10 protein-coding genes, 3 rRNA genes and 1 other annotated feature are annotated in these 15,270 nt (G+C 40.6%); all 13 genes read left to right on the top strand.

The genetic code is table 11. The features are described from left to right. Positions 1-76 precede the first annotated feature (76 nt). The gene (yaaA, locus tag BN1082_RS11595; RefSeq protein WP_090634432.1) at positions 77-289 is read left to right on the top strand and encodes a S4 domain-containing protein YaaA; all 213 of its coding nucleotides are present in this window, start codon (positions 77-79) and stop codon (positions 287-289) included. Between the two features lie 22 nt (positions 290-311). Then, on the top strand, positions 312-1,430 hold the full coding sequence (recF, locus tag BN1082_RS11590) for a DNA replication/repair protein RecF (protein WP_090634429.1): 1,119 nt from the start codon (positions 312-314) through the stop codon (positions 1,428-1,430). Beyond that, positions 1,408-1,692, top strand: a complete 285-nt coding sequence (gene remB / locus BN1082_RS11585; protein WP_342666647.1) for an extracellular matrix regulator RemB — start codon at positions 1,408-1,410, stop codon at positions 1,690-1,692. Before recF ends, remB begins: the two co-directional genes overlap by 23 nt. A 44-nt stretch (positions 1,693-1,736) precedes the next feature. After that, positions 1,737-3,659, top strand: a complete 1,923-nt coding sequence (gene gyrB, locus BN1082_RS11580) for a DNA topoisomerase (ATP-hydrolyzing) subunit B (protein WP_090634990.1) — start codon at positions 1,737-1,739, stop codon at positions 3,657-3,659. Between the two features lie 140 nt (positions 3,660-3,799). Beyond that, positions 3,800-6,319 carry a DNA gyrase subunit A gene (gyrA, locus tag BN1082_RS11575; protein WP_090634426.1) on the top strand — a complete coding sequence of 840 codons (2,520 nt, stop codon included), beginning with the start codon at positions 3,800-3,802 and terminating at the stop codon, positions 6,317-6,319. 598 nt (positions 6,320-6,917) lie between these two features. Further along, positions 6,918-7,034: ribosomal RNA gene (gene rrf / locus BN1082_RS11570) — 5S ribosomal RNA — on the top strand. Between the two features lie 665 nt (positions 7,035-7,699). After that, positions 7,700-7,816, top strand: a 5S ribosomal RNA gene (rrf, locus tag BN1082_RS11565). Between the two features lie 647 nt (positions 7,817-8,463). Then, positions 8,464-8,717, top strand: a sequence feature (23S ribosomal RNA rRNA prediction is too short). A 99-nt stretch (positions 8,718-8,816) separates the two neighbouring features. Next, a 5S ribosomal RNA gene (rrf, locus tag BN1082_RS11560) occupies positions 8,817-8,933 on the top strand. Positions 8,934-9,484: 551 nt separating this feature from the next. Further along, complete coding sequence (locus BN1082_RS11555) at positions 9,485-11,308, top strand: assimilatory sulfite reductase (NADPH) flavoprotein subunit (RefSeq protein WP_090634424.1); 1,824 nt, start codon at positions 9,485-9,487, stop codon at positions 11,306-11,308. Between the two features lie 23 nt (positions 11,309-11,331). Next, positions 11,332-13,050: an assimilatory sulfite reductase (NADPH) hemoprotein subunit gene (gene cysI, locus BN1082_RS11550; protein WP_090634422.1), complete on the top strand. Its 1,719-nt coding sequence runs from the start codon at positions 11,332-11,334 to the stop codon at positions 13,048-13,050. A gap of 177 nt (positions 13,051-13,227) precedes the next feature. Then, a complete protein-coding gene (locus BN1082_RS11545; protein WP_090634988.1) occupies positions 13,228-13,356 on the top strand; it encodes a YezD family protein in 129 nt (42 codons plus the stop codon). 79 nt (positions 13,357-13,435) lie between these two features. Then, positions 13,436-14,188, top strand: a complete 753-nt coding sequence (locus BN1082_RS11540) for a phosphoadenylyl-sulfate reductase (protein ID WP_090634419.1) — start codon at positions 13,436-13,438, stop codon at positions 14,186-14,188. Next, a complete protein-coding gene (locus BN1082_RS11535; protein ID WP_090634416.1) occupies positions 14,188-15,249 on the top strand; it encodes a sulfate permease in 1,062 nt (353 codons plus the stop codon). Before BN1082_RS11540 ends, BN1082_RS11535 begins: the two co-directional genes overlap by 1 nt. Positions 15,250-15,270: the final 21 nt, after the last annotated feature.

Raw genomic sequence — 15,270 nt, 5'->3', positions numbered from 1 at the left:
CGGTTTCCTTTGTATCTTAAAGGATTATTTAGTAAAATAAAGTATTGAGACCATTTTTAGAAAAGAGTGTGACAGGATGCCTGATAAAATTAAAATTGATACGGAATTCATTACGTTAGGGCAATTTTTAAAATTGGCCGATGTAATTCAGACAGGTGGAATGGCAAAATGGTTTTTAAGTGAAAATGAAATATTTATTAACGGTGAACAAGATCAAAGAAGAGGAAGAAAGCTGCGCTCGGGTGACAAGGTTCGAATTCCCGGATTCGGAGACTTTTTGATCACGTAAAATTCCAAAGGATGTTTAGTTCATGCACATTGAACAATTAGCATTAAAAAATTATCGGAATTATGAAGAATTAACGATAGAGTTTGAAAATAAAGTGAATGTTATTTTAGGTGAGAATGCCCAAGGAAAAACAAATGTGATGGAGTCAATTTACGTTTTAGCGATGGCAAAGTCCCACAGGACATCAAATGATAAAGAATTAATTCGTTGGGACCAAAATTATGCTAAAATAGAAGGTAGAATCCAAAAACAGTACAGCTCTCTCCCACTTGAATTGGTCATTTCCAAAAAGGGAAAAAAAGCAAAATGCAACCATATTGAACAGCAGCGGTTAAGTCAATATGTTGGGAATTTTAATGTGGTAATGTTTGCTCCGGAGGACCTCAGCCTGGTGAAAGGCAATCCGCAAATAAGACGGCGCTTTATTGACATGGAAATTGGCCAGGTTTCGCCAATTTATTTACATGATATGAGTCAATATCAAAAAATACTTCAACAACGAAATCATTATTTGAAAATGATGCAAATAAAAAAGCAGACCGATCAAACCATGCTGGAAATCTTAACTGAGCAGTTTATACAAACAGCCGTAAAAATTGTAGCCAAAAGGTTTGAATTTTTACGATTGCTTGAAAAATGGGCTCAGCCGATCCATCATGGCATTTCCCGAGGACTCGAAACACTTGAAATCGAGTATAAACCGTCAGTGGATGTATGTGAAGAACAAGATTTGTCGAAAATGGTAACAAGCTTTCAAGACAAATTCAACAAAGTAATGGAGCGGGAAATTGAGCGTGGAACGACTCTATTTGGGCCCCATCGAGATGATTTATTGTTTTTTGTTAATAAACGCGATGTTCAAACCTTTGGTTCCCAAGGTCAGCAGCGGACAACCGCCCTCTCAGTTAAACTTGCGGAAATTGAGTTAATTTATTCTGAAATCGGGGAATACCCCGTTTTATTGCTTGATGATGTTTTATCTGAATTGGATGATTATCGCCAGTCTCATCTTCTCAATACCATCCAAGGTAGGGTTCAAACTTTTGTGACTACTACTAATGTCGATGGAATTGCCCATCAGACTTTAAAGGAAGCTTCAACATTTATTGTCGAGTCTGGTGTCATTAAGAAAGTTAATTGAGGGTGAGAAAGTGTATATTCATATTGGAGAGGACCTTAATATACGGGCGAAGGATATTATTGCCATTCTGGATCAAGAGAGCGTAAGTTCTTCAGAGCTCTTTTTAGAATTTCTTAACCGGCATCAAAATAAGGTAATAAATCTTTCCAAAAAAATATTTAAATCAGTCATTATTACATCTGATTATGTATATTTATCCCCTATTGCCTCCGGAACATTAAAAAAACGTTCAATTCAGAGAAATATGCAAGAGTTTCTATAGATCAGTCGTGTAGTTAAGAAAGTGCAGGTGAATTTCTAGTGACAATGGATCAGAATGCAGTGGAAGAACAAACATATGATGCCGATCAGATACAGGTATTAGAAGGACTTGAAGCTGTTCGAAAACGGCCAGGAATGTATATTGGTTCAACGAGCGTTAAAGGTCTTCATCATCTCGTTTGGGAAATAGTCGATAACAGTATTGATGAAGCATTAGCGGGATATTGCGATGAAATCAATGTCATTATTGAAGAAGATAACAGTATTACTGTTGTTGATAATGGCCGTGGGATACCAGTTGGTATTCAAGAAAAAATGGGCAGACCTGCCGTGGAAGTCATTATGACGGTTCTTCATGCCGGCGGTAAATTTGGCGGCGGAGGTTACAAGGTTTCCGGCGGACTTCATGGTGTTGGTGCTTCTGTCGTAAATGCCCTGTCCACCTATCTTGAAGTATTCGTTCGCAGGGACGAGAATATCTACTATCAAAAATATGAACGAGGCGTTCCAGCTGCAGATTTAGCAATTGTTGGGTCCGCAGACTCGACAGGAACTACCACCCATTTTAAGCCAGACGGTGAAATTTTTACTGAAACGTTAATTTATGAATTTGATACCCTCGCTACACGGATAAGGGAGCTTGCCTTCCTGAACCGTGGATTGAAAATTACGATTGAAGATAAGCGGGTTGAAAATAAACGAAACGAATATCACTATGAGGGCGGAATTAAATCCTATGTAGAGCATTTAAACCGCACAAAAGAAGTGATACATGATGAACCGATTTATATTGAGGGTGATCGCGATGGCATTACCATCGAGGTAGCTCTACAATATAACGAGGGATATACAGAAAGCATTTACTCATTTGCAAACAACATCCACACTTATGAAGGCGGAACCCATGAGTCTGGGTTTAAAACCGCTTTAACAAGGGTGATTAACGATTATGCTCGAAAAAATGGACTAATTAAAGAAAATGATACGAATCTTTCTGGGGAAGATGTTCGTGAAGGGATAACAGCGATTATCTCCATCAAACACCCTGACCCTCAATTTGAAGGGCAAACGAAAACAAAGCTCGGAAACTCTGAAGTCAGGGCAATTACGGATGCTGTTTTCGCCAATCATTTCGAAAAATTCCTATTGGAAAACCCAACGGTGGCTAGAAAAATAGTGGACAAAGGTCTAATGGCGGCTCGAGCAAGACTTGCAGCCAAAAAGGCAAGGGAATTGACTCGAAGAAAAAGTGCTCTAGAGGTTTCTAGTTTACCTGGTAAATTGGCAGACTGTTCTTCAAAAGACCCTTCTGAAAGTGAAATTTATATTGTTGAGGGTGACTCAGCAGGCGGTTCAGCAAAACAAGGCCGCGATCGTCACTTCCAGGCTATTTTGCCGCTCCGTGGTAAGATTCTGAACGTAGAGAAAGCGCGTTTAGATAGAATCCTCTCAAACAATGAAGTGCGGGCAATGATCACGGCAATTGGTACTGGAATCGGGGAAGATTTCGATATTGCTAAAGCCCGTTATCATAAAATTGTCATTATGACTGATGCCGATGTCGATGGCGCGCATATCCGAACATTGCTCTTAACCTTCTTCTATCGCTATATGAGGAAAATTTTAGAGGCTGGCTATGTCTATATTGCGCAGCCGCCACTCTATAAAGTACAACAAGGCAAACGCGTTGAATATGCTTATAATGACCGAGATCTCGACAGGATTTTTGAAATGCTACCAAGTCAGCCTAAACCTAATATCCAGCGTTATAAAGGTTTAGGAGAAATGAACCCTGAACAATTATGGGAAACAACAATGGACCCTTCTACAAGAACCATGCTTCAAGTCAACCTTGAAGATGCAATCGAAGCAGACGAAACATTCGAAATGTTAATGGGTGACAAAGTAGAACCTCGCCGAAACTTCATAGAAGAAAATGCAAAATACGTAAAGAATTTAGATATTTAAAGAATAGCGGAAGCGTCTTGACCAGGGACCCGAGTCCCTAGGCGCTGGAGCTAGACAAAGAAAAAGCGAAAATAAGGGATAGAGGGGAACCGCTATCCTCCTTTTTTCGTATACCCTCTATACTTAAAGGAGGTACCAAAATGGCTGAAACACCAAATTCACATATTAAAGAAATTAATATTAGTCAGGAGATGAAATCTTCCTTTCTTGACTATGCGATGAGTGTTATCGTTTCTCGTGCTCTTCCAGATGTTCGTGATGGATTAAAACCAGTTCATCGCCGTATTCTTTATGCGATGCATGATCTTGGAATGCATTCGGACAAACCATATAAAAAATCTGCTCGTATTGTTGGAGATGTTATTGGTAAGTATCACCCTCACGGCGATTCGGCGGTTTATGAAACGATGGTCCGGATGGCACAGGATTTCAACTACCGTTATATGCTTGTTGACGGCCATGGGAACTTCGGTTCAGTAGATGGCGATTCTGCAGCAGCAATGCGTTATACAGAATCTAGAATGTCCAAAATATCCATGGAATTATTAAGAGATATCAATAAAGATACCATTGATTTTCAAGACAACTATGATGGTGAGGAAAAAGAACCTGTTGTCTTACCTGCAAGATTTCCAAACCTATTAGTCAACGGGACTACTGGTATTGCGGTTGGGATGGCAACAAATATTCCGCCTCATCAGCTTGGTGAAGTCATTGATGGAGTATTAGCCATTAGTCATGACCCTGACATGACAATTCAAGAACTAATGGAAATTATCCCTGGCCCTGATTTTCCTACTGGAGGGTTAATTATTGGGCGGAGCGGGATTCGCAAGGCATACGAAACAGGCAGAGGTTCAATTACAATTAGAGCCAAGGTAGAAATTGAACAAAAATCAAACGGTAAAGAAGTCATTATTGTTCATGAAATACCCTACCAAGTAAATAAAGCAAGGCTGATTGAAAAGATTGCTGAATTGGCCCGTGATAAAAAAATAGATGGTATTACTGACCTAAGAGATGAATCCGACCGCAGAGGTATGCGCATTGTCATCGAAGTGCGTAAAGATGCAAATGCAAACGTCCTTTTAAATAATTTGTATAAACAAACAGCTCTTCAAACCAGCTTTGGGATTAATACCTTAGCCCTTGTTGACGGACATCCAAAGGTATTAAACCTTAAGCAATGTTTATCGTATTACTTAGATCATCAAAAAGTCATTATCCGTAGAAGGACCGAGTTTGAGCTGCGCAAAGCAGAAGCTCGTGCTCATATTCTAGAAGGATTGAAGGTTGCTTTAGATCATCTTGATGAAGTCATTAGCTTAATTCGCAGTTCACAAACGACTGACATTGCCCGCGAAGGCTTAATGACAAAGTTTGACCTTTCTGAAAAGCAGGCTCAAGCAATTTTAGATATGCGCTTGCAGCGTTTAACAGGTTTAGAAAGAGAAAAGATTGAAGAGGAATATCAAAATTTAGTTAAGCTAATTGCCGAATTAAAGGCTATCTTAGCTGACGAGGAAAAAGTCCTTGAAATCATTCGTGAGGAATTACTTGAAATAAAAGAACGCTTTAACGATAAGCGCCGGACTGAAATTGTCACCGGGGGAATTGAAAATATTGAAGATGAGGATTTAATCCCTCGCGAAAATATCGTCATTACTCTAACGCATAACGGTTACATTAAGCGTCTCCCTGTTTCCACTTACCGTGCCCAAAAACGTGGCGGCAGAGGGATACAAGGAATGGGAACAAATGAGGATGATTTCGTTGAACATTTAATCACAACCTCAACGCATGATACAATTCTTTTCTTTACCAACAAAGGGAAGGTATATCGCTCAAAAGGATATGAAATTCCAGAATTCAGCCGTACGGCCAAAGGAATTCCAATTATTAACCTTCTTGGTATTGAAAAAGGAGAATGGATTAACGCCATCATTCCAGTTGAGGAATTTGTCGATGATTGGTTCTTATTCTTTACAACAAAAGACGGTGTTTCTAAACGCTCTCCATTAACATCATTCGCGAATATTAGAAACAATGGATTAATTGCATTGAGTCTTCGTGAAAGTGATGAACTGATTTCTGTTCGTCTTACCGATGGAAATAAAGAGATCATCATTGGGACGAAAAAAGGTATGCTGATTCGCTTCCCTGAAACAGATGTTAGGTCAATGGGAAGAACAGCTACAGGGGTAAAAGGAATAACATTAGATTCAAATGATGAAGTGGTAGGAATGGAAGTTTTAGAAGAAAATAATGATGTTCTGATTGTTACAAAGAAAGGCTATGGCAAACGCACCCATGCCTCAGAATACCGTATTCAAAGTAGAGGCGGTAAAGGAATTAAGACTTGTAATGTATCTGCTAAAAATGGAGAGCTTGTTTCAGTCAGAGCTGTAACGGGTGAAGAAGACCTCATGCTCATTACCACTGGCGGTGTTCTAATTAGAATGGAAGTAGCTGGAATTTCTACTATGGGTCGAAATACTCAAGGTGTGAAACTTATTAGTATGAGAGAAAGCGAAAATGAATTTGTAGCAACAGTCGCTAAAGTGGAAAAAGAAGAAGAAATGACGGATGAATCAGACAATCTAGACGCAGACGCTAGTGATGAAAATGTAATAGTAAACGATCCAAGTGATGAAGAATAAAAGGATGAGAAGGAGCACAATTTGTGTTCCTTTTTTTCTTGAAAGAAAATGATAACTATTGTCACAATAACTGTCCAGCCTAGTGTTAAGCCCTTAATCTAGGAAGGAATTCTAAATATCTATTTGCTCAATAATTTTAGTAACTTTTTAATAGTAAAAAGTGTTGACATATAATATGATGGGTGGTATATTTATAAAGTCGCTTCTGAGCGATAGAGAAATTCGATCTTTGAAAACTAAACAAACAAAAACGTCAACAAACAATAATTATTCACTTCATTTAATGATGTGAAGCCAACGTAAATTTCGAGCTAAATCAACTTTCTTGGAGAGTTTGATCCTGGCTCAGGACGAACGCTGGCGGCGTGCCTAATACATGCAAGTCGAGCGAATCTTTGGGAGCTTGCTCCCGAAGGTTAGCGGCGGACGGGTGAGTAACACGTGGGCAACCTGCCTGTAAGACTGGGATAACTTCGGGAAACCGGAGCTAATCGATCGAGGACTTAACCAAGTCATTTAATATGAACAAGGCTTACTCATTCAAACTTATTTCTTCTGTATTATCTAGTTTTGAGGGAACGATCCCTTACATAAATAGTCTGGTGGCGATAGCGAGAAGGTCACACCCGTTCCCATACCGAACACGGAAGTTAAGCTTCTCAGCGCTGATGGTAGTTGGGGGCTATCCCCCTGTGAGAGTAAGACGTTGCCAGGCAAATGAATGAAAGACAACCTAATTTGGTTGTCTTTTTTTTGTATTATGCATTTTTTTTCGATTCGCGGATAGGAGACTCAAATTCGCTGATAGAATGCCTAAATCCGCGGATAGCCTGAAATATTGTAACTTTAAGCCCTTAATAGTAGGCAAAATTTACTGACATACTCCGGTTTCCTCCAAGAAAGAAGGGCAAATCTTCATTTTTGAGGCTCTAAGCGACCGAAATTGGGTGAAAAGCATGAAAACAGTAGCTTATTATTGTGGTTCTATGCGATATACGATCCCCGATTCGAGCCAATCTAATAAATAAGGTCACGTAAATTCGAAATTAATTAACTTCTCTAATCTATATTAATAGGTTGAAAGCTTTTTATACAGTTTTGAAATCCTGAATTTTAGATTTGTTGGGACGGATCGAAACGACCGAAAAGCTAGGAGCCGAAAGTAGACAAGTCATTTTAAATGAATATGGTACACTCGTTTTAACTTATTTCTTCAGTATTATCTAGTTTTGAGGGATTGATCCCGTTAGAATAAATTACTTTTTCCATTAATTCTATAAATCATTATACATTGAATGTCTGCTCCTTCGGCAAAGCAAATTCGAGGAAAAATGTTCACCTCGCCGCAAGCCAGCAACGAAGCAAATTCAGTGATGTAGGCTTGGTGGCGATAGCAAGAAGGTCACACCCGTTCCCATACCGAACACGGAAGTTAAGCTTCTCAGCGCCGATGGTAGTTGGGGGCTATCCCCCTGTGAGAGTAGGACGTTGCCAGGCAAATGAAAAAAGACAACCTAAATTGGTTGTCTTTTTTCGTAAAGATTAAAATTGAAAGTGATGATAAGTAACCGTAATAGAAAGAATGGTGAATAAACGATAGCTTATCGAAGTCCAAGGCAGCTGAAATTGGAGAAAAGAGAGAAATGGTCGCAATATCTAAGTTATTTTGATAAATCTGATTAAACTACTATGTAAAAACGTAGTTTTTATACATGATCTGAGGCAAAACTATGTATCATGGGCTGTAAACGGGAACGAAAAATATATAAAAAACTATTGACGTTTCATTTTGAGAGTGATAATATATAAAAGCTGTCGTTAATAACAAGTAAACAACTTAATAAAGAAATAGAAATTTAAAAAAGTGTTGACTTATTACTGACGATCTGATATATTAATAGAGTTGCTTCTGAAAAAAGATTAAGAAGCGACGCAATTGTTCTTTGAAAACTAAACAAACAAAAACGTCAACAAACAATAATTATTCACTTCATTTAATGATGTGAAGCCAACGTAAATTTCGAGCTAAATCAACTTTCTTGGAGAGTTTGATCCTGGCTCAGGACGAACGCTGGCGGCGTGCCTAATACATGCAAGTCGAGCGAATCTTTAGGAGCTTGCTCCTGAAGGTTAGCGGCGGACGGGTGAGTAACACGTGGGCAACCTGCCTGTAAGACTGGGATGGACGCACCGCTGGTGTACCAGTTGTCTTGCCAAAGGCATCGCTGGGTAGCTATGTGCGGACGGGATAAGTGCTGAAAGCATCTAAGCATGAAGCCCCCCTCAAGATGAGATTTCCCATAGCGCAAGCTAGTAAGATCCCTGAAAGATGATCAGGTTGATAGGTCAGAGGTGGAAGCGTGGTAACATGTGGAGCTGACTGATACTAATCGATCGAGGACTTAACCAAGTCATTTAATATGAACAAGGCTTACTCATTCAAACTTATTTCTTCTGTATTATCTAGTTTTGAGGGAACGATCCCTTAAGTAAATAGTCTGGTGGCGATAGCGAGAAGGTCACACCCGTTCCCATACCGAACACGGAAGTTAAGCTTCTCAGCGCTGATGGTAGTTGGGGGCTATCCCCCTGTGAGAGTAAGACGTTGCCAGGCAAATGAATGAAAGACAACCGAATTTGGTTGTCTTTTTTTGTATTATGCATTTTTTTTCGATTCGCGGGTAGGATACTCAAATTCGCTGATAGAATGCTTAAATCCGCGGATAGCCTAAAATATTGTAACTTTAATCCCTTAATAGCAGTCGAATTTAAGCGATTTTGAATATATTTTTATAAAGTACTTTTCTAATTACTGATTTTAACCAACAAATCACCCTAATTTTTCAGAAAATGAAATTATATGCGCGAATCTAGAGGTGATATGCGCGAATTTTAAAATATATGCGCAAATCGAAAAATTCATCAGTAAATTTATAAAATCCTCAGCAGCTTTTTCAATTTATCTGCGAATCCGAACAACATATTTGAAAACCGCATATCTTTTAAGGAAAAGTAAATTTCAACAATGTAATTTTTAAATTCGATAAAACCCACTTGACTTATAGGAATAGTAAAACTATTATATTCTTAATTGATATTGACTGAAAATTAGTAACATTCCAGAATTCTAATTTACAAAAAATAACCTTTGTGAGGTGGATATTATTGCAACTTCAGGTATTGAACAGTCCATTTTCTCAAGAGCAGGTGGAGCTCTTAAACCGCATTTTGCCTACATTGTCAGAATCCCAAAAGGTGTGGCTCAGCGGATATCTTGCTGCATTCCAATTTACAGGAGTAATTGGTGCAACTGTTGCGAAGACAGCTGAGCATTCTTCCCAAAGCACAGAGAAAGCAATAACGAAAGAAGTAACAATTCTTTATGGTTCTCAGACAGGTAACTCTCAAGGACTTGCAAAGAAAGCTGGTTCAACACTTGAAGGGAAAGGTTTTCAAGTAACAGTGTCAGCGATGAGTGATTTTAAACCGAATAATCTGAAGAAAGTTCAAAATCTTTTGATTATCGCTAGTACGCATGGTGAAGGGGACCCGCCGGATAATGCGCTTACCTTCTATGAATTTCTTCATGGTTCAAGGGCACCGAAGTTGGAAAACCTTAACTTCTCCATTTTATCTCTAGGCGACAGTTCATACGAGTTTTTCTGTCAAACCGGAAAAGACTTTGACTCACGGCTCGAGGCACTTGGTGGAACAAGGCTTTATCCGCGCTTTGACTGCGATCTTGAGTATGATGATCCGGCAGCGGAATGGCTTGAAGGTGTGCTTAGTAGCTTAAAGGAAGGGAAGAGTGAAAGTGCTGCATTAGTGCCTGCTTCTGCATCCGTCTTAAAAGTGTCTGAACCAGTTTATTCTAGAACCAATCCTTTTTATGCAGAATTGCTTGAAAATACCAATTTGAATGGGCGCGGCTCGAATAAGGAAACACATCATCTTGAGCTTTCACTTGAAGGGTCTGGCCTTACTTTTGAACCAGGGGACAGCCTTGGAATATTTCCGCAAAACGATCCTGCACTTGTTGACCTCCTACTTCAGGAATTACCATGGAATGCAGAAGAAAAGGTGGCAGTGAAACAGGGAGATATTCGTCCATTGCACGCAGCGCTTCTCTCATACTATGAAATTACAATCTTAACTAAACCGCTGCTTGAAAAAGTCAGTAAATTAACAAACAGTAAGAATTTAGAGGATCTTTTGGTTTCAGGCAATGAAGGAAAAGTAAAAGATTATCTCCATGGACGCGATCTGCTTGATTTAGTCCGTGACTTTGGACCGTGGGGGAAAACGACGTTTGAGTTTGTTTCTGTACTCCGCAAAATGCCTGCTCGTCTCTATTCGATTGCAAGCAGTTTAGCGGCCAATCCTGATGAAGTCCATTTGACCATCGGTGCGGTTCGCTATGAGGCACACGGAAGGGATCGAAAAGGCGTCTGCTCGATTTTTACAGCGGAACGCCTGCTGCCAGGGGATACACTACCGATTTATATTCAACAAAATGAAAATTTTAAGCTGCTAAGAAATCCGGAAACGCCAATTATTATGGTTGGACCGGGAACGGGTGTTGCCCCATTCCGTTCTTTTATGCAGGAACGTGAAGAACTAGGGATCAACAGCAAATCATGGCTATTCTTCGGCGACCAGCATTTCACAACAGATTTTCTATATCAAACAGAGTGGCAGAAATGGATGAAAAACGGAGTCCTAACGAAAATGGATGTGGCATTCTCTAGGGACACTGATAAAAAAGTATATGTGCAGCATCGGATGATTGAACACAGCAAGGAACTTTTTGAATGGCTTGAAGAGGGGGCAGCCGTTTACATCTGCGGGGATGAAAAACACATGGCCCATGATGTCCATCATACATTACTGAAAATTATCGCAAAAGAAGGCGACATGAGCCTGAAAAAGGCTGAAGAGTATTTGGCTGAGATGCAGAAACAAAAACGTTACCAACGTGATGTATATTGACAGTGGAGGGAGAGGAGTTTCTTATGGTAAAACCAATTTTAAAAGCGCCAGACGGACCGCCAAGCGATGTTGAGCGCATCAAAGAAGAAAGCAATTATTTACGTGGTTCACTTGGGGAATCTATGCAGGACGGGATTAGCGCAGGAATCAACGATGACGACAACCGCTTGATGAAGTTCCATGGTAGCTATCTCCAGGATGACCGCGACCTCCGCAATGAACGCCAAAAGCAAAAACTCGAACCAGCGTATCAATTTATGCTGCGTGTCCGTGCGCCTGGTGGTATCGCAACACCTGAGCAATGGCTTGTCCTTGACGACCTAGCTCAAAAATACGCGAACGGAACCTTAAAACTGACAACACGCCAGTCGTTTCAAATGCATGGCATATTAAAATGGAATATGAAAAAAACAATTCAGGAAATTAATCAGTCGCTGTTAAATACACTTGCCGCTTGCGGAGATGTAAACAGGAACGTGATGTGCAATCCAAATCCTGATCAATCAGAGATTCATACTGAAGTCTATGAATATGCCAAATTACTGAGTGAAGGTTTAATGCCAAAGACAAGAGCCTATCATGAAATCTGGCTCGATGAAGAAAAGGTGGCCGGTACCCCAGAAACGGAGGAAGTCGAGCCAATATATGGCGCGCTTTATTTACCGCGTAAGTTTAAAATTGCCATTGCCGTTCCGCCATCGAATGATATTGATGTCTATTCACAGGACCTCGGTCTGATTGCGATCGTGGAAAATGGCAAACTAGAAGGTTTTAACGTTGCGATTGGTGGCGGAATGGGCAGTACACATGGTGACAAAGAAACTTACCCGCAACTTGCTAAAGTAATCGGTTTCTGTAAACCCAACCAAATCCTTGAAGTCGCGGAAAAAATCATTACAATCCAGCGTGACTATGGTAACCGTTCGGTCCGTAAAAACGCCCGTTTTAAATACACCGTTGACCGCCTTGGGCTTGAAGTGGTCAAGGAGGAATTGGAAAACCGTCTTGGCTGGAAACTGCAGGAAGCGAAACCGTTTCATTTTGACGATAACGGCGATCGCTATGGCTGGGTGAAGGGTGCCCAAGGAAAGTGGCATTTCACACTGTTTGTTCAAAACGGCCGTGTTGGTGATTTTGATGATTATAAGCTGAAGACGGCATTGCGGGAAATTGCCAAAATTCATACTGGCGATTTCCGTTTAACAGGAAATCAAAATTTGATCATTGCCAATGTATCGGCCCAGAATAAGAAAATAATAAATGAGCTGATTAATCAATTCGGTCTAACAGACGGTGAGCGATATAGTGCGCTTCATCGGAGCTCGATGGCCTGCGTGGCTCTGCCGACTTGCGGACTTGCGATGGCAGAATCAGAGCGCTATTTGCCGGTCTTGATTGATAAAATCGACGAGATTGTCGAAGAAAATGGGCTTCGCAATCAAGAAATCACCATCCGAATGACCGGATGTCCGAACGGGTGCGCTCGACCTGGTCTTGGTGAAATCGCCCTTATTGGAAAGGCACCAGGGAAATACAATATGTACCTTGGAGCAGCCTTTGACGGCAGCCGATTAAACAAAATGTACCGAGAAAACATTGGTGAAGAAGAAATATTAAGTGAACTGCGGGTGCTGCTTTCACGCTATGCGAAAGAACGGCTTGAAGGTGAACACTTTGGTGATTTTACCATCCGTACTGGAATTGTCAAAGCCGTAACAGATGGCACTAATTTTCATGATTAAATTGAGAATGTTAAAAATTTTTTGAAATTATATTGACAAAACCGATAGGTATGGTAGGATTAATTTTAACAAAATATTGCTTATCAAGAATATGTTTGTCGAGGCTGATCGAGGCGCTTCTGCATTTCTATTTGAAAGGTGGGAAGTCAGCTGAAACCATCTGAATGGCAAGAAATTATGTCACATTTGGAACAAATGCTGGAAAAATTAAACTTTGGATCGATTACCCTGGTTGTTCAAAATGGAAGAGTTGTACAAATTGAGAAAAATGAAAAGGTACGTTTGCAATCGAACCAGAAACGCTGACTAGAAATACTAGAGGCGGTCTTCACCTTTATTTGGTGAAAGACTGCCTTTTTTAATACCAGAAAGGGGCTTTGTTAAAATGACTAGTTCTGTGTCCTATGAAAATTGGACCCAACAATCTGTAACCTTTCCGACTGATGATGGTACAAAAGGTGCTCGTACGGTTTTAGAGTGGGCCTATCAAAATTACCCGGAAGACAAGATTGTCTACGCCTCAAGCTTTGGTGCGGAAGCAATTGTGTTAATAGACCTGATTCAGCAGATAAAGCCGGATGCTAATATTGTTTTTTTAGACACGGGGTTGCACTTTCCGGAAACCTACGATGTGATTGATAAAATCGAATCTCGCTTTCCTACTCTGAAAATTGAACGCAAGAAACCTGCCTTGAGTTTAGATGAGCAAGCAGCAGAGTATGGCTCAGCCTTATGGAAAAGGGACCCGAATCTTTGTTGTCAGATTAGAAAGGTTATTCCATTACAAGAAACCTTGTCCTCCAAGGATGCCTGGATTTCGGGTCTGCGCCGGGAACAGTCACCGACACGTAAGGATACTCAATTCTTGAACAAGGATGACAAATTTAAAAATATCAAAATCTGTCCGCTGATTCACTGGACATGGGATGAAGTCTGGTCCTACATCAAGGAAAATGAGCTTCCCTATAATATCTTGCATGATCATCACTATCCAAGTATCGGCTGTTTCCCATGCACACAGCCTGTTGGTATGGATGGCGATTCCCGTGCCGGACGCTGGGCGGGAAGCGGGAAAACGGAGTGCGGATTACACACAAAAATAGGTGACATAACAACAGGTAAGAGGAGGCCAACCTGATGCTGATAATAATTGCCGTTTCGATCGGGTTGTTTTTTGCAGTCAATATTGGTGCTAGCGGAGCTGCTGCCTCGATGGGAATTTCCTATGGTGCAGGTGTAGTGAATAAACGAATTGCATTATTTCTGTGCGGTATTGCCGTATTTCTTGGAGCATGGCTTGGCGGTGGAGAGGTAGTGAAGACGATTGGGAGTGGGATCGTTCCAAGCAAGACCTTTACGGTTGCTATCGCTTTAATCGTTCTGGCCTCCGCTTCCTTGTCCTTGTTTTTGGCGAATTTCTTTGGTATTCCATTATCGACCAGCGAAGTAGCAGTTGGCTCGGTGGTCGGAGCAGGGGTTGTTTACCAGTCGGTTTTTGTAGGAAAAATCTTATGGATTGCCATGTTTTGGCTGCTAACGCCTTTTGCAGCGTTTGTGATTGCCATTCTTGCCGCAACCCTGTTAAAAAATAAAAGGATTAAACAAGTAGTAGAGAAGTCAAAGGCCGGGCCTGTGTTGGCAATCCTGGTTGTCTTAATGGGTTTGTTTGAAGCTTTTTCAGCAGGGATGAACAATGTTGCCAATGCGGTCGGTCCGCTTGCAGCAGCTGGATTAATGTCGACGGGGGATGCGGTTCTTTGGGGCGGATTGGCTGTTTCCTTAGGAGCAATCTTGTTCGGACACCGAGTGATTGAAACGAATGGTAAAAAAATTACAACTCTAAAGCTTGAAGAGGGCTGTATCATTTCCGGAACCGGGGCTAGCATTGTTACTGCCGCTTCTTTATTTGGGATTCCGGTCCCGTTAACGCAAATCACCACGTCATCCATCATTGGAATTGGTTTTGCAAAGCACGGAAGAACCGTTCTTAAAAAAGATATTGTCGTACAGCTACTGACGGTCTGGATTGTGTCTCCTGTTTTATCAATGGTTCTCTCTTATACTATTATCCAATTATTAATTCAGAAAAATATTTATCCAATTATTGCTATGGCTGGCGTTTTGATCTCTGTTTTCGGAGTTTTGTTCTTAATGAAACGGCCGGCAAAGAAGATTAATGTTACACCTGCAAAAGAATAGAAACTAAAAAATGAAAGGTTG

Origin of the sequence: Neobacillus massiliamazoniensis (assembly GCF_001048695.1) — a bacterium.
Classification (GTDB): Bacteria; Bacillota; Bacilli; order Bacillales; family Cytobacillaceae; genus Neobacillus; species Neobacillus massiliamazoniensis.
The sequence above is the reverse complement of the archived record's forward strand: the minus strand, read 5'-3'. Positions and strand labels throughout refer to the sequence as shown.

What these genes read in the sequence shown, in the direction of transcription:
- yaaA (WP_090634432.1), top strand. Translation starts at nt 77, where the DNA reads ATGCCTGATAAAATTAAAATTGATACGGAATTCATTACGTTAGGGCAA.
- recF (WP_090634429.1), top strand. Translation starts at nt 312, where the DNA reads ATGCACATTGAACAATTAGCATTAAAAAATTATCGGAATTATGAAGAA.
- gyrB (WP_090634990.1), top strand. Translation starts at nt 1,737, where the DNA reads ATGGATCAGAATGCAGTGGAAGAACAAACATATGATGCCGATCAGATA.
- gyrA (WP_090634426.1), top strand. Translation starts at nt 3,800, where the DNA reads ATGGCTGAAACACCAAATTCACATATTAAAGAAATTAATATTAGTCAG.
- cysI (WP_090634422.1), top strand. Translation starts at nt 11,332, where the DNA reads ATGGTAAAACCAATTTTAAAAGCGCCAGACGGACCGCCAAGCGATGTT.
- BN1082_RS11545 (WP_090634988.1), top strand. Translation starts at nt 13,228, where the DNA reads ATGTCACATTTGGAACAAATGCTGGAAAAATTAAACTTTGGATCGATT.
- BN1082_RS11540 (WP_090634419.1), top strand. Translation starts at nt 13,436, where the DNA reads ATGACTAGTTCTGTGTCCTATGAAAATTGGACCCAACAATCTGTAACC.
- BN1082_RS11535 (WP_090634416.1), top strand. Translation starts at nt 14,188, where the DNA reads ATGCTGATAATAATTGCCGTTTCGATCGGGTTGTTTTTTGCAGTCAAT.